The organism is Rhizobium lentis (genome assembly GCF_017352135.1).
Classification (GTDB): Bacteria; Pseudomonadota; Alphaproteobacteria; order Rhizobiales; family Rhizobiaceae; genus Rhizobium; species Rhizobium lentis.
Genome location: NZ_CP071456.1, coordinates 196,259 through 219,364, shown reverse-complemented (window position 1 = coordinate 219,364; position 23,106 = coordinate 196,259). Strand labels below are relative to the sequence as shown.

General features: G+C 63.1%; 23 protein-coding genes and 1 riboswitch. Of the genes, 10 read left to right on the top strand and 13 right to left on the bottom strand.

Annotated features, from left to right (window positions below):
• Positions 1–54 precede the first annotated feature (54 nt).
• Positions 55–918, top strand: a complete 864-nt coding sequence (locus tag J0663_RS27375) for a sugar phosphate isomerase/epimerase family protein (protein ID WP_207245524.1) — start codon at positions 55–57, stop codon at positions 916–918.
• Between the two features lie 6 nt (positions 919–924).
• Here the strand turns inward: J0663_RS27375 and betC are convergent, their stop codons facing one another.
• Positions 925–2,439: a choline-sulfatase gene (betC, locus tag J0663_RS27370; RefSeq protein ID WP_207245523.1), complete on the bottom strand. Its 1,515-nt coding sequence runs from the start codon at positions 2,437–2,439 to the stop codon at positions 925–927.
• Positions 2,440–2,534: 95 nt separating this feature from the next.
• Here betC and J0663_RS27365 point away from each other — a divergent pair, with 95 nt between their 5' ends.
• The 3 genes from J0663_RS27365 (at position 2,535) to J0663_RS27355 (ending at position 4,588) form a co-directional block, all read left to right on the top strand.
• Entirely contained in the window at positions 2,535–3,440 is a 906-nt protein-coding gene (locus tag J0663_RS27365; RefSeq protein WP_207245522.1) for a choline sulfate utilization transcriptional regulator, read from the top strand.
• Between the two features lie 90 nt (positions 3,441–3,530).
• Positions 3,531–3,731 (top strand): hypothetical protein, encoded by a 201-nt coding sequence (locus J0663_RS27360; protein ID WP_207245521.1) that lies wholly within the window; start codon positions 3,531–3,533, stop codon positions 3,729–3,731.
• A gap of 62 nt (positions 3,732–3,793) precedes the next feature.
• Complete coding sequence (locus J0663_RS27355) at positions 3,794–4,588, top strand: HpcH/HpaI aldolase family protein (RefSeq protein WP_207245520.1); 795 nt, start codon at positions 3,794–3,796, stop codon at positions 4,586–4,588.
• Positions 4,589–4,595: 7 nt separating this feature from the next.
• Here the strand turns inward: J0663_RS27355 and J0663_RS27350 are convergent, their stop codons facing one another.
• From J0663_RS27350 to J0663_RS27295, 12 genes are all read right to left on the bottom strand, one after another.
• Positions 4,596–5,273, bottom strand: coding sequence for a spermidine synthase (locus tag J0663_RS27350; RefSeq protein WP_207245519.1), 678 nt, complete (start codon positions 5,271–5,273; stop codon positions 4,596–4,598).
• 70 nt (positions 5,274–5,343) lie between these two features.
• Positions 5,344–6,243, bottom strand: a complete 900-nt coding sequence (locus J0663_RS27345) for an ABC transporter ATP-binding protein (RefSeq protein WP_207245518.1) — start codon at positions 6,241–6,243, stop codon at positions 5,344–5,346.
• Entirely contained in the window at positions 6,240–7,043 is an 804-nt protein-coding gene (locus J0663_RS27340) for an ABC transporter ATP-binding protein (protein ID WP_207245517.1), read from the bottom strand. The genes J0663_RS27345 and J0663_RS27340 overlap by 4 nt, the downstream gene beginning before the upstream one ends.
• Complete coding sequence (locus J0663_RS27335) at positions 7,040–7,918, bottom strand: ABC transporter permease (RefSeq protein WP_207245516.1); 879 nt, start codon at positions 7,916–7,918, stop codon at positions 7,040–7,042. The genes J0663_RS27340 and J0663_RS27335 overlap by 4 nt, the downstream gene beginning before the upstream one ends.
• A 1-nt stretch (position 7,919) precedes the next feature.
• Positions 7,920–8,897: an ABC transporter permease gene (locus tag J0663_RS27330; RefSeq protein ID WP_207245916.1), complete on the bottom strand. Its 978-nt coding sequence runs from the start codon at positions 8,895–8,897 to the stop codon at positions 7,920–7,922.
• Positions 8,898–9,007: 110 nt separating this feature from the next.
• Positions 9,008–10,654, bottom strand: a complete 1,647-nt coding sequence (locus tag J0663_RS27325; protein ID WP_207245915.1) for an ABC transporter substrate-binding protein — start codon at positions 10,652–10,654, stop codon at positions 9,008–9,010.
• Between the two features lie 42 nt (positions 10,655–10,696).
• Complete coding sequence (locus tag J0663_RS27320) at positions 10,697–11,719, bottom strand: glycoside hydrolase family 3 N-terminal domain-containing protein (protein WP_207245914.1); 1,023 nt, start codon at positions 11,717–11,719, stop codon at positions 10,697–10,699.
• A gap of 24 nt (positions 11,720–11,743) precedes the next feature.
• The gene (locus tag J0663_RS27315; protein WP_207245913.1) at positions 11,744–12,223 is read right to left on the bottom strand and encodes a GNAT family N-acetyltransferase; all 480 of its coding nucleotides are present in this window, start codon (positions 12,221–12,223) and stop codon (positions 11,744–11,746) included.
• A 215-nt stretch (positions 12,224–12,438) separates the two neighbouring features.
• The gene (thiD, locus tag J0663_RS27310) at positions 12,439–13,245 is read right to left on the bottom strand and encodes a bifunctional hydroxymethylpyrimidine kinase/phosphomethylpyrimidine kinase (RefSeq protein ID WP_207245912.1); all 807 of its coding nucleotides are present in this window, start codon (positions 13,243–13,245) and stop codon (positions 12,439–12,441) included.
• Entirely contained in the window at positions 13,242–13,877 is a 636-nt protein-coding gene (thiE, locus tag J0663_RS27305; RefSeq protein WP_207245911.1) for a thiamine phosphate synthase, read from the bottom strand. The genes thiD and thiE overlap by 4 nt, the downstream gene beginning before the upstream one ends.
• Positions 13,874–14,677, bottom strand: a complete 804-nt coding sequence (thiM, locus tag J0663_RS27300) for a hydroxyethylthiazole kinase (protein ID WP_207245910.1) — start codon at positions 14,675–14,677, stop codon at positions 13,874–13,876. Before thiM ends, thiE begins: the two co-directional genes overlap by 4 nt.
• Before the next feature lie 40 nt (positions 14,678–14,717).
• Positions 14,718–14,814: riboswitch (TPP riboswitch) on the bottom strand.
• A gap of 128 nt (positions 14,815–14,942) precedes the next feature.
• Positions 14,943–15,527, bottom strand: a complete 585-nt coding sequence (locus tag J0663_RS27295) for a DUF1349 domain-containing protein (protein ID WP_207245909.1) — start codon at positions 15,525–15,527, stop codon at positions 14,943–14,945.
• A 221-nt stretch (positions 15,528–15,748) separates the two neighbouring features.
• Here J0663_RS27295 and J0663_RS27290 point away from each other — a divergent pair, with 221 nt between their 5' ends.
• The 6 genes from J0663_RS27290 to J0663_RS27265 all read left to right on the top strand — a co-directional run bounded on the left by J0663_RS27290 (position 15,749) and on the right by J0663_RS27265 (position 23,055).
• Positions 15,749–17,275 carry an ABC transporter substrate-binding protein gene (locus J0663_RS27290; RefSeq protein ID WP_207245908.1) on the top strand — a complete coding sequence of 509 codons (1,527 nt, stop codon included), beginning with the start codon at positions 15,749–15,751 and terminating at the stop codon, positions 17,273–17,275.
• 225 nt (positions 17,276–17,500) lie between these two features.
• Positions 17,501–18,442, top strand: coding sequence for an ABC transporter permease (locus tag J0663_RS27285; protein ID WP_207245907.1), 942 nt, complete (start codon positions 17,501–17,503; stop codon positions 18,440–18,442).
• Positions 18,442–19,311, top strand: coding sequence for an ABC transporter permease (locus J0663_RS27280; RefSeq protein ID WP_207245906.1), 870 nt, complete (start codon positions 18,442–18,444; stop codon positions 19,309–19,311). The genes J0663_RS27285 and J0663_RS27280 overlap by 1 nt, the downstream gene beginning before the upstream one ends.
• Positions 19,312–19,359: 48 nt before the next feature.
• Positions 19,360–19,872, top strand: coding sequence for a RidA family protein (locus tag J0663_RS27275; RefSeq protein WP_207245905.1), 513 nt, complete (start codon positions 19,360–19,362; stop codon positions 19,870–19,872).
• Between the two features lie 132 nt (positions 19,873–20,004).
• On the top strand, positions 20,005–21,201 hold the full coding sequence (locus J0663_RS27270; RefSeq protein WP_207245904.1) for an aminotransferase class V-fold PLP-dependent enzyme: 1,197 nt from the start codon (positions 20,005–20,007) through the stop codon (positions 21,199–21,201).
• Positions 21,202–21,219: 18 nt separating this feature from the next.
• The gene (locus tag J0663_RS27265; protein WP_207245903.1) at positions 21,220–23,055 is read left to right on the top strand and encodes an ABC transporter ATP-binding protein; all 1,836 of its coding nucleotides are present in this window, start codon (positions 21,220–21,222) and stop codon (positions 23,053–23,055) included.
• The last annotated feature ends 51 nt before the right edge of the window (positions 23,056–23,106 follow it).

The following is a 23,106-nucleotide window of genomic DNA, read 5'->3' as shown; positions in this document are numbered from 1 at the left end:
AACACCGGGCTTTTGTTGCCATTGGTGGGACGAGGAGATCCTGGAGGAAGGTACATGCAGCAGCTTTTGCAGAACGGACGCTTCGCGGTTTCGACATGGTCACTGCACCGGCTGCTCGGGGCCGTTCATGCCTACAGCCCTGATCCCGGCAAAAGCGCTGCGCCCAAAGAACCCTATGGCCCCGGTGCCGCGGCGCTGATCGACGTCCCGGCCGCGCTCGCGGCGCGCGGCATCCACCGGCTGGAGATCTGTTCCTTCCATCTGCCGAGTCTCGAAACTGGCTACCTCAACGAGCTGCGCGACGCAATGGCGGCGTCGAATGTGCTGTTCCAGACACTGCTCGTCGAGGACGGTGACCCGAGCCATCCCGAGACGGCCGAACGCGATGTCGAATGGATGGCGCGTTGGATCGACATAGCCGCTGCCCTCGGAGCCGAGCGGATGCGGGTCATTGCCGGCAAGCAGAAGCCGACGGAGGAAAACCTAGCTCGCGCTGCCCGCCATCTGAACTGGTTGGCCGACAAGGCGGAAGGCAGCGGTGTGCGCGTCGTTGTCGAGAACTGGTTCGACCTGCTGCCGTCGCCGGTGGAGATGAACTGGCTGCTGGACCGGTTGGACGGCAAGGTCGGGCTCAACGGCGACCTCGGCAATTGGTCGGCACCGGCGAAGTATGAAGGTCTCGCCGATATCATGCGCCGGGCGGAGATCTGCCACGCCAAAGCCGAATATGGCGCCGCCGGTCTCGATGGTGACGATTACCGCAGGTGCCTGGAGATGTGCGAGAGGGCCGGTTACGCCGGGCCTTTCACGCTGATCTATGACTCGCCCTTCTTCCCCGACGAATGGGACGGCATTCTGCTGCAAAAGCAGTTCATCGAGGGTTTCCTGCGCGAGGCGCCGGCGCGAAAGACAGGTTAATCACGCCTATTCCTGGCGGGGAAACCTCTGGCTTTCCTCCAGCACATTCAGATCCATGTGATTGCGCATGTAGCGCTCAGAGGCTTTCTGCAGCGGCTGGTAGTCCCAGGGATAATAGGCGCCGTTACGGAGAGCCGCATAAACCACCCAGCGACGCGCCTGACTTTCGCGCACGGCCGCATCGAAATCCGCGAGGTTCCATCGGCGACGTGCCTGTTCGGTGAGACGCGCCAAGATTTCCGCATGCGAGGGATCGCTTGCCAGATTGTGCATTTCGCAGGGGTCGGCCTCGAGATCGAACAGCATCGGAGGGTCTTTCTCGCAGAGCGACAGCTTGTAGCGCCCGTCCCGGAGGCAGACGAGCGGCGCTTCGGAACCCTCGGCGGCATATTCCATCGGCACGGGGCCGCGGCTGCCGGTGCCTCCGGCAAGCGCCGCGAGATCCTCACCCTCGGTCCAGGGTTTCAACGCGGCGATATCGATCCCGACGAGGCCGGCGAGTGTCGGCGTGACGTCGAGGGTGGAGACTGGCTGGTCGATACGCCTCGGCGTCCAGCCAGGTGCTGCGATCATCAGCGGAACGCGGGCTGATCCTTCGAAGAAGTTCATCTTGAACCAGAGACCGCGATCGCCGAGCATGTCGCCATGGTCGGACACGAAGAGGATGATCGTGTTGTCGGCCATGCGGCTGCGTTCCAGGACGCCGAGAATCTCACCGATCTTTTCGTCGACATAGGAGATATTGGCAAAATAGCCGCGCCTGGCCCGCCGGATCTGTTCGCGGTTGATGTCGAAAGCATCGTGGTCGCAGGCTTTCATCAGGCGCTGCGAGTGCGGGTCCTGCCGATCATAGGCGATCGGCGCAACCGCCGGCTCAAGAGCCGGGCAATCCTCATAAAGGTCCCAGAATTTGCGGCGCGCGACATAGGGGTCGTGCGGGTGGGTGAAGCTGACGGTGAGGCACCAGGGGCGCTCGTCATGGCCACGCGAGAGATCGTAGAGCTTGCGCGTGGCGTGATAGGCGACCTCGTCGTCATATTCCATCTGGTTGGTGATCTCGGCAACGCCGGCACCCGTCACCGAACCGAGATTGTGATACCACCAGTCTATGCGCTCGCCGGGCTTGGTATAGTCGGGCGTCCAGCCGAAATCGGCCGGGTAAATGTCCGTCGTCAGGCGCTCCTCGAAACCGTGCAACTGGTCGGGGCCGACGAAATGCATCTTGCCGGAAAGTGCTGTCTGGTAACCGGCGGCGCGTAAATGATGCGCATAGGTCGGGATGTCGGAGGCGAATTCGGCGGCATTGTCGTAGACGCGCGTCCGGCTCGGCAGTTGTCCGGACATGAAGGAGGCCCGCGCCGGTGCGCAGAGCGGGCTTGCCGTATAGGTGTTGGCAAAACGCACGGAGCGCTCGGCCAAGGATTTCAGATGCGGCGCGTGAAGGAAATCGGCGGGGCCGTCGGGAAAGAGGGTCCCATTCAGCTGATCTACCATCAGGATAAGGATATTGGGGCGCGCCATGTGAGTTGCCTTTTGCTATTTGAGGATTTTATTGAAGCGCCTATTATATCGCCTGTAAAGGCGGCTTTTTTCGATGGCTGCCTAAAGGAATTTTTATGTCGGAACGCCCGCCTGAGCTTGGATGGATGCGCCTTTTCGTTGAAGTCGCGCGATTGGGCAGTTTTTCCGCGGCTGCAACGCTTCTCGGGCTGACTCAGCCCGCCGTCAGCTACCAGATTCGCCGGCTGGAAGAACAGTTCGGTGTCAGCCTGCTGCGCCGCCAGCATCGTGGGGTCGAACTGACCGCTGAAGGCGAGCGGCTTCTCGCGGTAACCGCCAAAGCGGTCGGCGAGATCGATGCGCTCGCCCGCAGTTTCCGGGCCGAGGCCCAAACACCGATCGTCAGGCTCAGAACCGATTATGCTTTCTCGGCTCTTTGGCTGATCCCGCGCATGGAGAACTTTCGCCATCTGCATCCGGAAACGGACATGCAGATCGTTGCGACGCAGAGGCTTGCGGCCGGGTTTCGCGACGAGGCCGATGTGGCGGTGGTTTTCGGTACGCGGGCGGAATTCGCAGCAGTCGGCACGCTTCTGTTGCCGGAAAGAGTGGTGCCGGTCTGTACGCGTGGATTCCTCGATCGCAGCGGTCCCTTCGACGATCCAGGAGAACTGGCCAAGGCAAGGCTGCTCCATCTCGACGCGCCGCTGCCATCGCCCTGGTTCGACTGGCGCAGCTATTTTGCCGAATTCTCCGTCCTGCGCGACATCAATGCCGGCCGCGGCGATATCAGCTTCAATACCTACTCCCTGGTTATCCAGGCTGCTCTGAGCGGGCAGGGCGTGGCGATCGGCTGGATGAGTCTCGTCGATACGCTTCTTTCGACACGCATGCTTGTCGAAGCCGGCCCGCCGCTGGAGGCGCCCGACCGCGGTTATTGGCTGGTGCCGCCGCGGTCTCCAAACGTTCACAGCGAGAGGCTCAGCGCCTGGCTGGCGGATGAGGTGAAGAAAAATGATTAGCGGCGGTTGCAGTTCTCCTCAGGAGAAGCCTTGTCATCGGCGATAGCGATCGACATTGTGGGGCCGAATCGAGCGCGAGGTGGCTGAAGCATGCGAACGGTCGGATATGTCATAGGACTGCTCATGGTCTTGCTCGGCCTGATCTGGATCGGGCAGGGAAGCGGCTATTTTCCCTATCCGGCGTCCAGTTTCATGATCGCTCAAAAAATCTGGATGCTCTGGGGCGCCATTCTGGCCGCGGCGGGCATCGTGGTGATGGTCATCCTCTCGCGGCTGCGCCGCCGAGGATGAATTGCTGCTGCCGTTTGGCAACAATCCGGCCGTTGACGGCCTGTCGAAATGAGGAGAATGGCATGAGCGCAGCTGAAATCGATGGCTTTGCCGACCGGATGAGGAAGCACCAGGGCGGCATGATTTCCGCCTGGGTCGGCATCCCCGACGCCATGCTCGTCAACCATCTGGCGCAAGAAGCTTTCGATGCCGTCGTGCTCGATATGCAGCACGGTATGTGGGATATGCCGTCGGCTGCAAACGCGGTTGCTCAGGCGCGCCTTGCGGGCAAGCCGGCCATCGCGCGCATTCCCGTCGGCGATTTCGCCTCCGCCTCGCGACTGCTCGATGCCGGCGCCTCCGGCATCATCGCGCCGATGATCAATTCGGCCGAAGATGCGAGAGCGCTGGTCAGGACGACGAAATATCCGCCGCTCGGCGAGCGCAGCTGGGGGCCGTCTTTGGCGCTGAACCATACTGGTCTCTCGGCTGACGCCTATCTCAAGAGCGCCAACGAGCTCACCGTCGCCATTGCCATGGTCGAGACCCGCGCTGCCCTCGATGCGATCGACGGCATTCTTGGCGTCACCGGTATCGACGGCATTTTCGTCGGCCCCGCTGACCTTTCGATTGCGCTGTCGAACGGCGACCAGGTGGCGCCGAACGCTGCCGAGATCGACAGCGCGATGCAGCATGCGGTCGCGCGGTGCCGGGACCACGGCAAATTCGCCTGCGCCTATGCCGGCGACGGCGAGCGGGCCGGCGAGCTCTTGAAATTCGGCTTCGATCTGGTCATCGCCGGCGCCGAGACCGTGCAATTGCGCGCCGGCGCCCGCCGGGCGATCAACGCCGCCCGCAGGATCGCTTCCGGCGGTTGAGCTCGTCTCAGCGGGCCGGTTTGACGGCCAGCCAGATCACGTGGCGGGCGCCGCGCTTGCGGTTGGCGCGGGTATTGACGACGTCGACGGCAAAGCCGCTATCCTTGAGACGGCGGGTGAAATCCGGATCGGGACCGGATGACCAGACGGCGAGCACGCCGCCGGGGCGCAACGCGTCGCGGGCGGCGCGCAGGCCGGCGAAATCATAGAGCCGATCATTGGATTTGCGGGTCAGCCCGTCCGGGCCGTTGTCGACATCGAGCAGGATCGCGTCATAGGCGACCTTGCCGGCGCGGATCGCCTCGCCGACATCGCCCTGATGGATGCCGACGCGTGGGTCGTCGAGGCAGCCCTTGAAGACCTCCGCCATCGGCCCGCGCGCCCAGGCGATAACAGCCGGCACCAGTTCGGCGACGGTGACGCCGGCATCCTCGGGAAGGACGGCAAGGGCGGCGCGCAGGGTAAAGCCCATGCCAAGCCCGCCGATCAAGATCCCCGGTTTCTGATGCGTCCTGATCCGTTCCCAGGACAGGGTCGCCAGCGCTTCCTCCGAACCGCTGAGGCGGCTGTTCATCAACTCGTTGGCGCCGAGCATGATCGAGAATTCGCTGCCGCGCTGCTTCAGCCTGAGTTCGCCGCCTTCGCCGGGAATGGTCGCGGAATCGAGCTGGATCCAGGGCAGCATGACGGTTTCGCCTCACATGAAAGGGATCGTCCCCTAGCATAGGGCGAGGGGCGAAGCCAGCAAACCGGCCTTAGATCATCCGCATGAAATGATCCGGTTCCACTTCGACGATATTGTCCTGCGGTGCGGCGGAACGGCGGCGGACGTCGTCGACCTCATCGGGCCTGAGGCGTGCCTTCGGATCGTCGAAGCGGACATCGGGATCGGGCACGGCCGAAAGCAGCAGTCTTGTATAGGGGTGCAGCGGATTGTCGATCACGCTGGCGGTGCTGCCCCATTCGACGATCTGGCCGGCATACATCACCGCGATGTCCTCCGCGACATAGCGCGCGGTGGCGATGTCATGGGTGATGTAGAGCAGCCCGAGATTCATCTCCTGCTTCATTTCGTTCAACAGGTTGAGCACCCCGAGGCGCACCGAGACGTCGAGCATTGAGGTCGGTTCGTCCGCCACGATCACCTCCGGCTTGACGGCAAGGGCGCGGGCGATGTTCACGCGCTGGCGCTGGCCGCCGGAGAGCTCGTGGGGATATTTAGGAGCGACGAGATCGGGATCGAGCCTGACGCGCTGCAGCATTCCGCGGATTGTGACGTCGATATCGCTTCCCTTGATCTCCGGCCGGTGCAGCTTCAGCGGTCGCCTGAGATGATGGGCGATGGTATGCGCCGGGTTGAGCGAGGCGAAAGGGTCCTGGAAGATCATCTGCACCGAGCGGCGATAGCGAGCGATCTCCTCTGCTCTCGCCCCTTCCACCGGACGGCCTTTAAAGAGGATCTGCCCCGATGTCGGCTGATATTCGCGCATCGCCATGCGGGCGCAGGTGGTCTTGCCGCTGCCGGATTCGCCGACGAGCGCCAATGCCCGGCCGGCATGCAGCGAAAACGAGATCGAGCGGGCAGCATGAACGGCTGATGCGCCATGGCCGAAGGTCTTCGTCACCTTGTCCAGGGCGAGGATGGCATTGCTCATAGCAGCACGCCTCCGTGAAGCGAGGGAAAGGAGGCCCAGAGCTTCTTCGTGTAGGCGTGCTTCGGCGTCCGGTAGATCGCCTCGGCACCGTTCTGTTCGACGAGCTTGCCTGCGAGCATGATGCCGATGCGGTCGCAGAATTGCACCATCAGCCCGAGATCGTGGGTGATGAACAGGACGGAGAAGCCGAAACTGCGGCGCAGTTCGTTGATGCGCTGCAGAATCTCGCGCTGAACGACGACGTCGAGCGCCGTCGTCGGCTCGTCCATGACGACGAGTTTCGGATCGAGCGCCATGCAGATGGCGATGACGATGCGCTGGCGCATGCCGCCGGAAAACTGGTGCGGATAGTCGCGCATGCGGTCCGGCGCGATGTCGACCAGTCTCAGCATCTCGGCGGTGCGCTCGCGGGCTTCCGCGCGGCTCACATTCTTATGGGCGCGCAGCACGTCGTAGAACTGCCTCTCGATGCGCAGCACGGGGTTCAGCGAGTTCATCGCGCTCTGGAAAACCATGGCGACTTCGCGCCAGCGGAACGCGGCGAGCGCCTGCCGGTCGAGGCCGAGCACGTCGCGTCCGTCGAGCAGGATGCGACTGTCCCTACGGATCAGCGCCGGCGGCTTGTGTAGCCGGCTGATGGCGAAGGCGATGGTGCTCTTGCCACAGCCGGATTCGCCGGCAAGGCCGAAGACTTCGCCGGGTGCGACGTCGAAGCTGACATCGTCGACGGCGCGGAAATCCTTCTCCTCGCCGATATAGTCGATGGTAAGATTCCTCACCGAAAGCAGCGGCTGCGTCACAGGCGGCCCTCCCCGGAACGGACGAGCAGCGACCAGCGCTTCAGATGATTGCCGGTGCGCAGACGTGGATTGGCGATCTCGTCGACGGCGAAATTCAGGAGCGACATGCCGATGCCGAGGAAGGCGAGCGCGAAGCAGGGCGTGAGAATATCCCACCAGGCGCCGACCGAGAGGGCCGAAGCCTTCTGCGCATTATAGAGCATCGTGCCCCAGGAAACCGCCTTGGGATCGCCGAGGCCGAGAAACTCCAGCGTCGCCTCGGTGATGATTGCGAAAATGACGCTGCCGATGAAATTGATGCCGACGATCGAAATCAGGTTGGGAAAGATCTCGAAGGACATGATGCGCCATTGCGGCTCGCCCATCATCTCGGCGGATTTGACGAAATCCTTCTGCTTGACGGAGAGCGTCTCGGCGCGGGTGACGCGTGCGCCCCAAGCCCAGGAAGTGGCGCCGAGGATGAGGGCGATGACGAGAGGGCTTGCCTGGCCGATGAAGGCGGCAAGGACCAGCAGCAGCGGCAGGTTGGGAACAACAAGCACCATGTTGGTGAAGAAGCTGATGATCTCGTCGGTCTTGCCGCCGCGATAGCCGGAAATGATGCCGAGCGCGGTGCCGACAAGCGTGATCAGCAGCCCGGCGCCGAAGCCGACGGCAAGCGAGGTGCGGGCGCCGTAAAGCAGCCGGGCGAAGACATCCTGGCCGATGCGGGTCGTGCCGAGCAGATGGTCGAGCGATGGTGGCTGGTGCGGCCGGCCGGTGCGGGCGGCGGGATCGTACTGCGTCAGCAACGGCGCCGCGATCGCGACGATGACGATGAAAGCGATGATGACGAGGCCGCTGAGCGCCTTGCGGTTTCGAAGCAGGGCTTTCATTTCATGCTCCCTTCAGCCGCGGGTCGAGCATGACATAGCTGACGTCGACGATGAAATTGGCGATCAGCATGGTCGCTGTCATGATGAGGAGCTGGCCTTGGATGACCGGGTAATCGCGGGCGAGGATCGCCTGGTAAAGAATGTTGCCGAGGCCGGGATAGTTGTAGACGACCTCCGTCACCAGCGAGCCGCCGAGGATGGTGCCGATGGCGATGGCAAGGCTGGAGACGGTCGGCAGCAGGGCATTGCGCGCCGCATACCAGAGCATCACATGCCGGTCGGACAGACCCTTTGCGCGGGCCATGACGATATAGTCCTCGCCGAGCAGATTGATCATGTTGTTGCGCATGGTGACGGTGAAGCCGCCGATCAGCACGGTGCAGAGGGTTACCATCGGCAGGATGCCGTGATAGGCGACGCTGCCGATATAGTGCAGGCTGAAGGCCGGATCGAGTGACGGGTCGGCGGCATAACCGTTCGGGAACCAGCCGAGCGTGAAACCGAAGATGAAGAGCACGATCAGCGAGGTGACGACGGCTGGGACCGAGGTCGCGAAGATCGCGCCGACGGAAACGATGACATCGAACCTGCTGCCGCGCCGCCAGGCAGCGACGATGCCGAGAAAGGTGCCGAGCGCGAAGCTGACGATCGTTGCCGTTCCCATCAGGCCGACGGTCCAGACGAGAGCATGGCCGAGCACCGAGGTAACCGGCAGCGGGAAATATTTGATCGAGCGGCCGAGATCGCCGGTGAAGATGCTGCCGAGATAGGTGAGATATTGCTGCCAGAGCGGGCCGTCGACGAAGCCGAAGGTGAGCTTCAGCGCCTGCAGGCTTTCCGGCGGCAGTTCGGTGCCGGCGCTCGAAAACATGATCTGCACCGGGTCGCCCGGCATCAGCCGGGGCAGGAAGAAATTGATCGTCGCTGCGGCGATGAAGGCCGCCATATAGAAGACCAGGCGGCGAAGCAGGAAAGCCATGGGAACTCCGTCGTGACGGGAGTGGCGTTTCTGGATGAGCATGATGTCTTCCGAAAACCGCTAACAGTTTTCGGCATCATGCTTCGACGCCACTCCCGAGATCATGATGCTTACTTGACGGGCTCGAGAGCGAGCAGGTTCAAGAGGCGCGCCGGATTGGTGCGCGAGATCGACGGGTTGACGAACGGGTTCTCCTTGGTCGACCAGCCGGTGAAGCGTTTGGTGTTGTACTGATACCAGTTCGGATTGTTGAAGACCGGAATCATCGGCATGTTTTCGGCGACGATGCGCTGCGCCCTGTTCATCGCTTCCTTCTGCTTGGCAAGGTCGGCGGTATGGGTGAACTCGGTGACGAGCTTCTCGACATCAGGATTGAACCAGCGCTGCGCCGTGAAGCGGGTCTTGCCCTTGTCCGAAGCGCTGAAGGCGCGCTTGTAGGGATAATAGGGCGAAGCCGAAGCCGGCAGGCTGTTGATCGCCGCATCGAACTTGCCGCCGATGAGGTTGCCGGTCCAGACGGCTTCCTCGGGCGTTTCGATCTTGGCGTCGATGCCGACCGCCTGCATGCCTTCGACGGCGATGTTGACGGTATCGACCCAGTCCGTCCAGGAGTTCGGAACGATGATCGAGAAGGCGATCTTGCTCCCGTCGGGATTGTCGCGGAAGCCGTCGCCGTCCTTGTCCTTGTAGCCGGCCTCGTCGAGCAGTGCCTTGGCCGCGTCGGCGTCATAGGTCGCGAACTTGCCGAAATCGGCCTTGACGGACGGATCCGCCCAGCTCTTGTAGAGCTCGCCCATCAGGCCGGGGTCTTCGTTCAGCGTCGGATAGCCGTAGCCGGCGACGTCGATCATCGTCTTGCGATCGAGCGCCATGCCGACGGCGCGGCGGAACTTCACATCGTTGAAGGCCTTCTTGTTGTTTTCGTTCGCCGTTTCCAGGTTGAACAGGAAGGCGACCATGCTGCTCGGCGAATACCAGTAGTGGAAATGCGCCGGGTCCTTGGAGACATAGACATTGTCGATATCCGGAATGAAGGAGACACCCCAATCTAGCGTGCCGTCGGCCGTCGCCGTCAGGATCTGATTGTTGTCGGCAAGCTGTGGAAAGCGAATGCAGTCGACCTTCAGATGCGCGTTGTCCCAGTAGTTCGGGTTGCGGCACTGGTCATAGGTCTGGCCGGTGAAGCGCGGCACCTCGGTCAACGGGCCGCTGCCGACCGGGTTCTCGTTGGCGAAAGTGACGGGATCGGCGACATCCTTCCAGATGTGTTCCGGAACGATCGGCAGCTGCGAGATCTGCTCGGCGGCAAGTGAGCTCGGATTGGCGAGCGTGAAGCGCACCGTCTGGCCGTCGACCGCCTGCACATCGGTGACGAAGGTCCAGATGCTGACGAAGTCGAGCGCCGGGAATTTCTTCAGGTAGTCATAGGTGAACTTGACGTCGGCTGCGGTCAACGGCTTGCCATCCGACCATTTCAGGTTCGGGCGCAGCTTGAACTCGATGCTCTTCAGATCGTCGGAGAGCTTGAAGCTTTCGGCCAGGCGATAGACCGGCTTGTTGCTGTCGAAGCGATTGAAGATGACGAGCGGCTCGTAGATGAAGTCGAGCGTCGACTGGCGCGCCGAGGTCTGGTTGAACGGGTTGAAGTTGCGAACCCAGGTCGTCGCCGGTTCGATATTCGCCGTCAGGATCGTCTGCGCCATGGCGGATCCCGAAAGCAGCGTCAGTGCTGCGGCTGCAAGTAGATATTTTTTCATGTTCCATTCCCCTTTTTCTTATGCGTGAAAATGATCTGCCGGTCAGGCGACCGGCACGCTGGCAAACATGTCTTCGACCTCGGCATGGGCGGCGCGGACGTCGATCTTGAGATTGCCGAGCCGGGCCTTGCCGGCGGCGATACGCTTCAGCGCGGCGTCCGTCAGCGGGCGGGCGGCCTTGGCGGCGGCTTCGCTTTCGCTGACGTCGCCGTGGCTGTGGAGGGCGATGTCGAAGCCCGCGTCGAGCACTTGGGCGACCCGCTCCGGCAGCGTGCCGGCAAGCGACTCCATGAAGATGCAGTCGGAGATCAGCACGCCCTCGTAACCCATCTCCTTGCGGATCACCTCGTGCATGACAGGCGAGACGGAGGCCGGCAGCTCGGCGTCGTAGGCGGAGTAAACAACGTGGGCGACCATCGCCCAGGGCGTATCCTTCAGTGCTAGGAAAGGCTTGAAATCGGTGGCGGCGAGCGTCTCACGGCTGGCATCGACGACCGGTCGTTCCTTGTGGGAATCGAGCGTGGCGCGGCCATGGCCGGGAATATGCTTCATGACGGGCATGTTGCCGGTCTCGAGCAGGCCGTCGACCACCTCCCGGCCGAGGGCAGCGATGACATCGGGATCGGGGCCGAAGGAGCGGGCGCCGATGACCGCGCTCGTCGTCTCGAAGACGAGATCGAGAACGGGCGAGCAGCCGCTGGAAAGGCCGAGTTCCGTCATCATCGCGCCCATGGCCTGGGAGGAAAGGCGCAGTGCTTTTTTCCCGAGATCGAAATCGCGGCGGGCAAGCTCGGCGAATTGGCCGAAGCTGCGGAAGAGCGGCCAGGGGCCGGCATCGAGATGCTGAACGCGGCCGCCCTCCTGGTCGGTGAAAACAGGCGCATCCTCTCGGCCGACGGCTTCGCGGAAGCGGTCGATCAGCCGCTTCGTCTGCTCCGGCTCACGCTGGTTACGCCGGCCGACGAAGAGGCCGAGCGGGTTGGTGTCGCGAAAGAGCGCGAATTCGTCATCCGAAATGACAGGGTTTGGGAGGCCGACGAATAGGGCGAGCGGGGTCGAGGACAATTCTGTAACTCCGGTATCAGAGGGTCATTTCGGCGCGCTTCTCAGCATGCCTTGGTAAATGCCCTTGTCGGGGGCAGGGATGGCGATCGCGCCTGCGGTGCTCGCGTAGAAATCGACGGGGCCGGCATCGCCGATGAAGGCATAGGCATGGCCGAGCGCCTTCATGGTCTGGAGGCAGGCGGAAAAGAGGGCGAGGCCGAGGCCCCTGCCGCGTGCTTCCGGATCGACGCCGGTCGGACCGAAGAAGCCGCGGGCCGTTGTGTCGTAGCAGGCAAAACCGAGCAGTTCGCCGCCTTCGACAGCGATCAGGCAGGCAACGGGCTGGCGGGAGAAGGCGACAGAAACTTCACTCGCCCAGTTTTCGCTGAACCGTTCGCGAATCCAGGCGACGACGAGATGCAGTTCCGGAGGGAGAGCCGGACGGATGGAGGCGCCGACGACGTCGGCCCGCTCTTTCAGTTCCGCGAGCCTGTTTGAATATAAGCTCACAAGCAGGTCTGGCATCCCTGTCTATCTCCAAATGTTCCCTTATTGCGGAATATATCCCCTTTTAATGTCATAGACTTCGCCATCTCAGAGGGCTTGTCAACAGGGATTTTCAGATGCGGCGCGGCGCCTGCCGTTCTCGTGCAGCTTCGACTTGGGGTATTGGTCCAATGCAAAACGGCCCGGGAGAACCGGGCCGTTTTTCATTGGCATCTATTCGCCGATGCCAGCGCCTATTGGGACTCTTTCCAAAGCGCGTGGAAATGCTGAACCGGACCGTGGCCGGAGCCGACGCTGAGCTTTCCGGCGCTTGCGACCGCGCCGGCGAGATAGTCCTTGGCGATCGAGACTGCCTCATCGGTCGAGGCGCCCTTGGCAAGTTCGGCCGCCAGCGCGCTGGACAGCGTGCAGCCGGTGCCGTGGGTGTTCTTGGTCGGCACGCGTCGGGCTTCGAACCAGTAGAGGCCGTCGGCGGTGGCAAGCACGTCGGGGCTCTCGTCGCCGTCGAGATGTCCGCCCTTGACCAGCACGGCAGCCGGCCCGAGGGCGCGCAGCCGCTCGGCCTGGGCGGCCATCTCCGCGCGGTTTGTTGCGACTGGAAAACGCAGCAGGGCGGCGGCTTCCGGCAGGTTCGGGGTCAGAAGCGTCGCGAGCGGCAGCAGCCGCCGGGTCAGCACGTCGACCGCCTCGGGCGCGAGCAGGGCGGCGCCGCCCTTGGCGATCATCACCGGATCGAGAACGATGATGCCGCGCCGATCGCCAAGCGCTGCGGCAACAGCCTCGGCGATGCCGGCATTGGCGATCATGCCGATCTTGACGGCATCGACGCGCACATCGGCAAAGACGGCATTGATCTGGTCGGCGACGAATTGCGGCGGCACCAGATGCACGCCGGTCACACCTTGCGTGTTCTGCGCCGTCAGCGCCGTCAGCACCGCCATGCCATAGACGCCGCGGGCGGAAAAGGCCTTGAGGTCGGCCTGGATGCCGGCGCCGCCCGAGGGGTCGGAGCCGGCGATGGAGAGGACGTTGCGGATCATGGACGCACCTTTCGGATTTCTGCGGCGATGCGGCGCGTGGCCGCCTCGGGGTCTGGCGTGCCCGCGATGGCGGAGACGACGGCAAGCCCCCTGGCGCCTGCTGCAAATACCTCGGCCACATGGTCCGCCTTGAGACCGCCGATAGCGACCGACGGCACCGGCGAGGCCTTCACCAGCCTTGCAAGACCGTCAAAGCCGATCGGCTGCTTGTGGTCGGCCTTGGTCGGTGTCGCAAACACCGGTCCGACGCCGGTGTAATCGACGAGATCAGGGTCGACGGCGGCCGCAAGCGGCGCTGTTTCCACCGAGAGGCCGAGGATCATCTCGGGTCCGATCATCCCTCGCGCGGTGCGCGCATCCATGTCCTCCTGGCCTATATGCAGGCCATCGGCGCCGATGGCGATGGCCGCCTCGGCATCGTCGTTGACGATGAGGAGCGCGCCGGTGCCATCGAGCGCCGCTCTCAAGGCGCGGCCCGTCTCGATCATACGGGCTGTGCCGGCCTGTTTGTCACGCAATTGCACCATCGTCGCGCCGCCGGCAACGGCAAGGCGTGCGGTCTCGACCATGCCGATCCCGGCGCAGAGATCAGGGTCGAGAACGAGATAGAGCGAGAGGTCGAACGCCTTCATGCGGCCGATATCCTTGCCCTGGCGTCGAGCGTTTCGGCGTCGAGCGCCGACAGCGCATCGAGGAAACGCCAGGAAAAGGAGCCGGGGCCGGCCGCTCCGAGTGCGGCATCCTCCCCGGCGACCGCGAAGGTCGCAAGCGCGGCGACTGTCGCCCCGAACATATCCTCCGGCACTGTGGCGGCGAAGGCACCGACGAGGCAGGTGAGCGAGCAGCCAAGCGCCGTGACCCGCGGCATCAGGACCGATCCGCCATGGACGCGGACGGCCCTTTGGCCATCGGTAACGAAATCGACCGCACCGGTGACGGCGACGATCGCCTGCTGCCGCTCGGCGAGCCGCCGCGCCGACTCCTCCGCCTCATCGACCGGATCGCGGCTGTCGACGCCTTGGCCGCGGCTTTCTCCGCCAGCAAGTGCGATGATTTCGGAAGCGTTGCCGCGGATGATCGTCGGCTTGAGCGCCAGCAGATCGGCGACCGCATTGCGGCGGAAGGCCGTGGCATAGTGGGCGACCGGATCAAGGACCCAGGGCTTTCCGGCGGATGCCGCGGCCTTCGCCGCCGCCTGCATGCCGTCGAGCCATTGCGTCGACAGCGTGCCGATATTGACGGTCAGCGCGCTTGCGATGCCGGCGAATTCGCCGGCTTCTTCTGCGGCGTGCACCATGGCGGGCGAAGCGCCGGATGCCAGCAGCACGTTGGCCGCGATGTTCATGGCAACATAATTGGTGATGCACTGAACGAGCGGCGGCTTTTCGCGCATCGCCTTCAGCATGGCGCCCGGTGTAGTTCTGTTCTGCATGGTGCCCCTTTCGGGCGGGGCAGGCGCGGGGCCCCTGAGCGCGGTGCCCCGAGCGACTCCCTCCGCCGGCATTATCCGGTTCAGGTTCGAAGGGTTCTTCTCAGCCCGTCTGTCGACGAACGCCCCTGTCTCTCATCCTGTTTCTTTTCGCAGAGATGGGCGCGGCTGTCACTCCGAAAGTGAGTATTCCGGTATTTCGGAGCGGCTGCCCTTGGGCGTGGACATTGCTGGAGGCCTTCCCAGCGCAATCCTGAAGGCATTTTGCCTAACTCAAATCATGCAGCCCCGTCGTAATCGCCGGCCCAACCGAAAACTCCGAAAACCGCACCCTCAACCCACTCCGCTCCGGCGTACAGGCTGTCGGCCCCACCTCATAGCGATCGGCAGCCGGGAAGGGCGCTAACCGCAGTAGCGGCCAATGGCTGCCGTCGCGGGAGGCCTGGATGCGCATTGCGCCGTTTGCCACCGTCACGCGGATGCGGAAATCCTCCAATTCCTTGAAGGGCTGCGACACTGACCAGTCGGATCTGCCGTCGGTGACGACGGTGCTGAGGAAGGGTTCGCCGTCGGTGAATTCGACGCCTGTCTTCACCCAGCGTTTTTCGTCAATGCGCACCATCAGGCCGGCCTGGTCGTAGAGGGTGCGGAATTCGCCCTGGATGCGGATCTGCGCGGTGAAGCTCTCGCCGGTGGGAAAGGCGAGGAAGTGGCCGCTGTCGCGGGTGAAGCCGTAATAGGTTTCGCGCCAAAAATCGGTCTTCTCGCCTGTTGTCATCGTCAGGCCGGTGTCGTCGGCGTGCCAGCTGGCCGGCTCGTTCAGCCATTTTCCCTGGTTGAAGTCGATATTCATTTCATTCTCCCTTTCCTGAAGTCCTGGGCGCTGCCCCTTCATTACGTCTCCATGATGCCCAATCCCGCGCGGGTGGCCGGCCGCGGCCGGTGATCTCGCGCCCTGTCCGGTGTGGTTCGATAACATAATCCGCGGCCTCAGCTTGACACGATAATTCCATCTCCTATTCTGTTACAAAAAGATGAATTGCATAATTGTGGAACTCAGCTGGGAGCCTTATCATGAAAACATTGGTCGCATTCCTTCTCGGCACTGCCCTTGTCGCCCTGCCTTCGACGCTGCTTGCCCAGGAAAAGGGCGGTGTCATCAATGTCGCGACGATCGGCGAGCCGCCGACGCTCGATCCGATGTCGTCGACGGCCGATCTCGTCGGCATCGTCACGCAGCATATTTTCGAAACGCTCTATACTTTCGACAAGAGCTGGAATGTCACGCCGCTGCTGGCCGAGAGCCTGCCTGAGATCAGCGCCGACGGCAAAACCTATACGATCAAGCTCAGGACCGGCATCAAGTTCCACGACAATACAGAGATGACGTCGGAGGATGTCGTCGCCTCGCTTGGCCGATGGATGAAGATCGCCTCGCGCGGCAAGCAGGTGGCGGGCTTCATCGACAAGATCGCGGCGACCGATCCGTCGACGGTTACCATCACCCTGAAGCAGCCCTATGCGCCGCTGACCTCGCTGCTCGCCTTCAACAATTCGGCGGCGATCATCATCCCGTCCGAAAAGCAGGACGAGCCGATGAAGGAATTCATCGGCACCGGCCCCTATATGCTGAAGGAGCGCAAGGCCGACCAGTATATCCAGCTCGTCCGCTTCGACGGGTATGTCTCGCGCAGCGGCGACAGCGATGGTTATGGCGGCGCCCGTCATCAATATCTCGATGAAATCCGCTTCGTGCCGGTGCCGGACCCGAACACCCGCGTCGAGGCCGCCATTTCCGGCCAGTATGATTATGTCGACTCGATCCCGGTCGAATCCTACGACAAACTGAAGGCATCGACCGCCTCGCAGCCGGTCATGCTGAAGCCCTTCGGCTATCCGGTTTTCGTCTTCAACACCAAGGAAGGTGCTGCTGCAAACGTCGAGGTGCGCAAGGCGATCCGCCAGGCGCTCAGCATGGAAGACATGCTGGCGGCGGCTTTCGGCAGCAAGGATTTTTATGCGCTCGACGGCGCCATCTATCCGAAGTCCTTTGCCTGGTCGACGGATGCCGGCGTCGAGGGTGCCTATAATGTCGCCGATCCGGAAGGGGCGGCGGCTGCCGCCAAGAAGGCCGGCTACAACGGCGAGCCGATCCGCATCCTGACCAGCCGTCAGTACGAGTTCCACTACAAGATGGCGCAGGTCGCCGCCGAATATCTGAAGCTTGCCGGCTTCACCGTCGACATGCAGGTCGTGGATTGGGCGACGCTGACGCAGCGCCGCACCGATCCGAAGCTCTGGGACATCTACATCACCCACAGCCCCTTCCTGCCGGAGCCGGCGCTCATCGGCTCGCTGTCGACGAGTTCGCCCGGCTGGTGGGATACGCCGGCCCGCAAGGCCGCCGTCGACGCCTTCACGTCCGAAGTCGATCCGAAGAAGCGCGTGGCGCTCTGGGCCGATGTCCAGAAGGCCGTTTATGCAGACGCGCCCTTCATGAAGATCGGCGATTTCAACGCCGTCTCGGCGAAATCGGTCAAGCTCGAAGGCGTCGATCCGGCTCCCTGGCCGTATTTCTGGAATGCCTCGATCAAGAAGTGATGGAGTGATTCCTGTGGCCGCCTCTCTCTCCCTCATTCCTGTGCTCGTCACAGGAATCCAGCCACGGCGCGTCTGCGCCGTGAATGACCCTTATCCAGTGGAAGCTTCTTTCGCGCCCAAGGACTTGGGCGCGCTGGATTCCTGTGACGATCACAGGAATGAGGGAAGAGGGAGGGCGAGGTCCGCGACGGTGCTCCATGCATCAACAACAGGAGCAAGGTTCGGATGATACGCTACATCCTCCAGCGCCTGTTCGGCATGATCGTCGTGATGTTTCTGGTCGTCACGATCGTCTTCGTCATCGTGCGCGTGACGCCGGGCGATCCGGCCGCCGTCATGCTCGGGCCAGATGCGACGCCGCAGGATATTGCCGATCTCCGGGCCCGGCTCGGCCTCGATCAATCGCTCGGGCTGCAATATGCCTATTATATAGGCCAGTTGCTGAAGGGCGATCTCGGCCAGTCGATCTTCCTCAACATGCCGGTCACCGCAGCACTTGTCGATCGGGCCGAACCGACCTTCTTCCTGACGCTGTTTTCGCTTGCCATCGCCAGCATCATCGCCCTGCCGATCGGCATCTATGCCGCCTATCGACGTGGTTCCTTCATTGACCAGGCGGCCACGACGCTCGCCATGTTCGCCGCCAGCATTCCAAGCTTCTGGCTCGGCCTCATCCTGATGCAGTTCTTCGCCGTCCGGCTCAACCTCTTCCCAGTCTCGGGTTATGGCGGGCCGGGCTCGACCTTTGCGGACCGGATGTATCACCTGACGCTGCCGGCCTTCGCGCTCGGTATCGTCTCTTCGGCGCTGATCCTGCGCTTTACCCGCGCCTCGATGCTCGATGTGCTCGGCGACGACTATATCCGCACCGCGCGCGCCAAGGGGCTGATCGAGCGCAAGGTCATCCTCAAGCATGCACTGAAGAATGCGCTGATCCCGATCCTGACCGTGCTCGGCCTGACCGCCGCCGTGCTGATCTCGGGTGCGGTTGTCACCGAGACCGTCTTCGGCTTGCCCGGGGTCGGCAATCTCGTCGTCTCGGCGGTGCTGCGCCGCGACTATCCCGTCATCCAGGGGGCACTGCTCGTCATCGCCGCCCTCTACGTGCTGATCAATTTTGCGATCGACATGCTCTACCTGCTGGTCGATCCGAGGGTGCGCTACTGATGGCCGATATTGCAATCAAGCCCGCCGAAAGCGAGAGCGGCAAGTTCGTCCGCCGCCTGATGAAGCGCAGGACGGTCGCCTTCGGCGCACTGATCCTGACGACCTTCGTGCTGTTGGCGGTGTTCGCCCCCGTGGTCGCGCCCTATTCGCCGTCCAAGCTTTCGATCGTCAACCGGCTGAAGCCGCCGAGCGAGATCTTCTTCTTCGGCACCGACGAGTTCGGCCGCGACGTCTTTTCGCGCACGATCTTTGCCGGCCGCCTGTCGCTGCTCGTCGGTGCGGCGGTCGTCGCGCTCTCGGCGCTGATCGGCGTGACGCTCGGCCTGCTTGCCGGGTTTTTCCAGAAGCTCGATACACCGATCGCCCGGCTGATCGATGCAATGATGGCATTCCCGGATATTCTGCTGGCGATCGCGCTCGTCGCCGCCCTCGGCCCGTCCTTGACGACCGTGATCATCGCGCTGTCGATCGTCTACTCGCCGCGCCTTGCCCGTATCGTCCGCGCCTCGACGCTTGTCATTCGCGAACTGCCCTATGTCGAGGCGGCGAGGGCGCTCGGCATCTCGACCTTCCACATCATGACGCGGCACGTGCTGCGCAATCTGCTGTCGCCGATCCTGGTGCAGGCGACCTTCCTCTTCGCCAGCGCCATGCTTGCCGAAGCCGGTCTCTCCTTCCTCGGCCTCGGCGTCAGCCCCGAAATCCCGACCTGGGGAACGATGATCGCCGCCGGCCGGCAATATATCGGCCAGGCCGACTGGATGACGCTTTTCCCCGGAGTGGCGATCGTCCTCTCGGTGCTGTCGCTGCAGATGGTCGGCGACGGCCTGAGAGACATGCTCGACCCGAGACTTCGCAAGGACCTTTAATCCACCGACCAGCGGTCGGCCAATCCAAATCCGCCAATCGAAATTCGCATGACAGGAGTTCGCGTGAATCAGTTCCCCGCCGCCGCCGGCAAGGTCGAGAACTCGCCTTACCAACGGTTAGCCGCCCTCGGCATAACGCTGCCGCCGCCACCGCCGCCGATTGCCAATTTCGTGACGCATGTGGTGGAAGGCAACCTGCTCTATCTCTCAGGCCAGGGGCCGCGCGAGGCCGATGGCTTCCTGCATGCCGGCAAGGTCGGCGGCGGCGTCGGTGTCGAGGAGGCCTACCGGCATGCGCGGCTGACCGGCATCAATCTGCTTGCCGTCATGCATGAGGCGCTCGGCAATCTCTCCCGCGTCAGGCGGGTGGTCAAGCTGCTCGGCATGGTCAACGCCGTGCCCGACTTCGAGGATCATCCGAGCGTCATCAACGGCTGCTCGGATCTGTTGATCGCCGTCTTCGGCGCGGCCGGCGAACATGCCCGCTCGGCCGTCGGCTTCGCCTCGTTGCCCGGCAACATCACCGTCGAGATCGAGGCCATCGTCGCCTTGCATGGCTGAACGTGTTTGCGTGTTGGAGTGGTCTGCGGATGACTTTTTTCCTTTTTATCAGGCGTCCTTCCTCCGGCTGCTCGACACTGCCGCATGACCGCACCATGTTCTGCCCTTCGTCCCAGACTTCCGGAGATCTTCATGCCCGATGATATCAGACCTTCGCTCGGCCTTCGCCCCGTCATCAACGTGTCCGGCACGATGACTAGCCTCGGCGCCTCGATTGTCGTTCCGGAGGCGATCGAGGCGATGGCAGCGATCCTTCCGCACTTCGTCGAGATCAACGACCTGCAGCGCAAGGCAAGCAGCGTCATTGCCCGGCTGACTGGCGGCGAGGCGGGTTTCGTCACCGCCTCCTGCTCGGCCGGCATTTCGCTCGCCGTGGCCGGTGCAATTACCGGCGACAATCTGCTGGCGATCGAGAAGCTGCCGGACGCCGTGCTGGAGAAGAACGAAGTGCTGGTGCAGATGGGCCATGTGGTCAGTTACGGCGCACCGGTCGACCAGGCGATCCGGCTTGCCGGCGGCAAGGTCGTGCTTGTGGGACAGGCGACCTCTACACATCGTTTCCACATGGAAAAGGCGATCACCGACAAGACGGCCGCTGCCGTCTACGTCGTTTCCCATCATGTCGTCGATTACGGTCTTCTGAATCTCCAGGAATTCGTCGAGATCGCCCATGCCAGGGGCGTGCCCGTCATCGTCGATGCGGCTTCGGAATACGATCTGCGCATCTTCCTGGAGCAGGGGGCCGATATCGCGCTCTATTCCGGCCACAAGTTTCTCGGCGGCCCGACCTCGGGCATCGTTGCCGGCAGCAAGGAACTGGTGCGCCACGCCTTCCTGCAGAATATGGGCATTGGCCGCGGCATGAAGGTCGGCAAGGAGAGCATATTCGGCGTCATGGCGGCGCTGGAAGCCTGGGAGCGCCGCGACCATGCCGGCATCCGGGAACGCGAAACCACTTATCTCAACCTTTGGAAGAGGACGCTCGAGGGCCGTCCGGGCGTCACCGCGCTGATCGAGCCCGACCCGACCAACAATCCGCTTGATCGGCTGCGGCTCATCGTCGATCCCTCAGAGACGCATATCACCGCCTGGGATCTGGCCGATAGGCTCGCCAAGGGCAGTCCGCCGATCATCGTGCGCGATCATGAGGTGGAGCACCGATATTTCTATCTCGACCCGTGCAACCTGCATCCGGGCCAGGAGGTCATCGTCGCAAGCCGTCTCGCTGAGGAACTCGACAAGGCGCGCGCCTCCAACGAGATCATCGCCACCCCGATCGAAAACCGCAGCCGGCATCGCTTCGATGGATTGCTGCGCTGGCCGGATTAAGCCGCAAGAGGAGCCGATATGGCAAGCGTTCAAGCCCAACCGATCGAAACGACCGCCGCCGTTCTTTCCGTCGAGAAACTGACGACGTCCTTCCTGGTCGACAGCGCCTGGAAACCTGTCGTGCGCGACGTCTCGTTCACGGTGGCACCCGCCGAAACGGTGGCGATCGTCGGCGAATCCGGCTCGGGCAAGAGCGTCACCTCGCTGTCGATCATGCGGCTGCTGCAGGCGGAGACGAGCCGCATCGAGGGCCGCGTCATGCTCGGCGGCCGCGACCTGCTGGCCCTGCCGGAACATGCGATGCGGCACGTGCGCGGCAATGAGGTGGCGATGATCTTCCAGGAGCCGATGACCTCGCTCAATCCGCTCTTCACCATCGGCGATCAGATCTCCGAAGCGCTGCTCTGCCATTCCACTATGAGCAAGGCCGATGCCAGGGCCGAGACGATCAGGCTGCTGGAAAAGGTCCGTATCCCCTCGGCCGCCTCGCGCTTCGACGAATATCCGCATCGTTTTTCCGGCGGCATGCGCCAGCGGGTGATGATCGCCATGGCGCTCGCCAGCCGGCCGAAGCTCCTGATCGCCGACGAGCCCACGACGGCGCTCGACGTGACGATCCAGGGCCAAATCCTCGACCTCATCAAGCTGCTGCAGGAAGAGGAGGGGACCTCCGTTCTGTTCATCACCCACGACATGGGCGTCGTCGCCGAGATCGCCGATCGGACGGTCGTGATGTATCGCGGCGAACAGGTCGAAAGCGGGCCCACCGCCGATATTTTTCACCGTGGCAAACACCCCTATACGAGAGCGCTGCTATCGGCCGTGCCGGTGCTCGGCTCCATGCGGGGTCGGCAGCGGCCGTTGCGCTTTCCCGTGGTCAACACGGCGACGGGGCAATCGGACGTTCCCGCCGAGGCTGCCGATACGGTCGCGGCAACACCTGTTCTTCAGGTGAGGAACCTCACCAAGCGCTTCGACATCCATTCCGGCCTTTTCGGCCGGCTGACCAGCCGCGTGCATGCGGTCGAAAACGTCTCTTTCGATCTCAATGCCGGCGAGACGCTGTCGCTCGTCGGCGAATCCGGCTGCGGCAAATCGACGACGGGGCGCGCCATCATGCGTCTCATCGAGCCGCAAGCAGGATCCGTTCTCGTCGAGGGCAGGGAGGTGCTCGGGCTCGACAAGAAGGATCTGCGCGAGATGCGCAAATCCGTGCAGATGATCTTCCAGGATCCCTTCGCCAGCCTCAATCCGCGCATGACGGTGGGTGCTGCGATTGCCGAACCCTATCTCGAGCACAGGATGGGCACGGCGAAACAGGCCAGGGACGTCGTTGCCGATCTGCTGGTCAAGGTCGGCCTTTCCGCTGACATGGCCGGGCGTTATCCGCATGAATTTTCCGGCGGCCAGCGCCAGCGCATCTGCATCGCCCGGGCGCTCGCCCTGCAGCCGAAGGTCATCGTCGCCGACGAAAGCGTTTCGGCGCTCGACGTTTCGATCAAGGCGCAGGTCATCAACCTGATGCTCGACCTGCAGCAGAGCCTCAATCTCGCCTTTCTGTTCATCTCGCATGATATGGCGGTGGTCGAGCGCGTCAGCCACCGCGTTGCGGTGATGTATCTCGGCGAGATCGTTGAGATCGGCCCGCGCGCCGCCGTCTTCGAAAATCCGCAGCACCCCTATACGAAGAAACTCATCGCCGCCGTACCGGTGCCGGATCCGGACCGACGTCACGAAAAACGCATGGTGGCAAACGACGAAATCAGAAGCCCGATGCGGCCGATCGACTATCGTCCTCCGGCCACCGCTTATCGTGAAGTCGGGCCGGGCCATCTGGTCATGGCCGGTCGCTAATGACGGGTCCGGGCGAGGCTGATGGGAGTTGCCTATCGCGGCCGCGGGGCA

Bases quoted from the DNA above. Each gene is read 5' to 3' on its own strand.
- thiM (WP_207245910.1), bottom strand. From the start codon at position 14,677: ATGCAGAACAGAACTACACCGGGCGCCATGCTGAAGGCGATGCGCGAA.
- J0663_RS27280 (WP_207245906.1), top strand. From the start codon at position 18,442: ATGGCCGATATTGCAATCAAGCCCGCCGAAAGCGAGAGCGGCAAGTTC.
- J0663_RS27315 (WP_207245913.1), bottom strand. From the start codon at position 12,223: ATGCCAGACCTGCTTGTGAGCTTATATTCAAACAGGCTCGCGGAACTG.
- J0663_RS27360 (WP_207245521.1), top strand. From the start codon at position 3,531: ATGCGAACGGTCGGATATGTCATAGGACTGCTCATGGTCTTGCTCGGC.
- J0663_RS27350 (WP_207245519.1), bottom strand. From the start codon at position 5,273: ATGCTGCCCTGGATCCAGCTCGATTCCGCGACCATTCCCGGCGAAGGC.
- J0663_RS27330 (WP_207245916.1), bottom strand. From the start codon at position 8,897: ATGGCTTTCCTGCTTCGCCGCCTGGTCTTCTATATGGCGGCCTTCATC.
- J0663_RS27325 (WP_207245915.1), bottom strand. From the start codon at position 10,654: ATGAAAAAATATCTACTTGCAGCCGCAGCACTGACGCTGCTTTCGGGA.
- J0663_RS27275 (WP_207245905.1), top strand. From the start codon at position 19,360: ATGACAGGAGTTCGCGTGAATCAGTTCCCCGCCGCCGCCGGCAAGGTC.
- J0663_RS27265 (WP_207245903.1), top strand. From the start codon at position 21,220: ATGGCAAGCGTTCAAGCCCAACCGATCGAAACGACCGCCGCCGTTCTT.
- J0663_RS27285 (WP_207245907.1), top strand. From the start codon at position 17,501: ATGATACGCTACATCCTCCAGCGCCTGTTCGGCATGATCGTCGTGATG.
- J0663_RS27375 (WP_207245524.1), top strand. From the start codon at position 55: ATGCAGCAGCTTTTGCAGAACGGACGCTTCGCGGTTTCGACATGGTCA.
- J0663_RS27335 (WP_207245516.1), bottom strand. From the start codon at position 7,918: ATGAAAGCCCTGCTTCGAAACCGCAAGGCGCTCAGCGGCCTCGTCATC.
- betC (WP_207245523.1), bottom strand. From the start codon at position 2,439: ATGGCGCGCCCCAATATCCTTATCCTGATGGTAGATCAGCTGAATGGG.
- thiD (WP_207245912.1), bottom strand. From the start codon at position 13,245: ATGATCCGCAACGTCCTCTCCATCGCCGGCTCCGACCCCTCGGGCGGC.
- J0663_RS27345 (WP_207245518.1), bottom strand. From the start codon at position 6,243: ATGAGCAATGCCATCCTCGCCCTGGACAAGGTGACGAAGACCTTCGGC.
- J0663_RS27365 (WP_207245522.1), top strand. From the start codon at position 2,535: ATGTCGGAACGCCCGCCTGAGCTTGGATGGATGCGCCTTTTCGTTGAA.
- J0663_RS27295 (WP_207245909.1), bottom strand. From the start codon at position 15,527: ATGAATATCGACTTCAACCAGGGAAAATGGCTGAACGAGCCGGCCAGC.
- J0663_RS27270 (WP_207245904.1), top strand. From the start codon at position 20,005: ATGCCCGATGATATCAGACCTTCGCTCGGCCTTCGCCCCGTCATCAAC.
- J0663_RS27355 (WP_207245520.1), top strand. From the start codon at position 3,794: ATGAGCGCAGCTGAAATCGATGGCTTTGCCGACCGGATGAGGAAGCAC.
- thiE (WP_207245911.1), bottom strand. From the start codon at position 13,877: ATGAAGGCGTTCGACCTCTCGCTCTATCTCGTTCTCGACCCTGATCTC.
- J0663_RS27290 (WP_207245908.1), top strand. From the start codon at position 15,749: ATGAAAACATTGGTCGCATTCCTTCTCGGCACTGCCCTTGTCGCCCTG.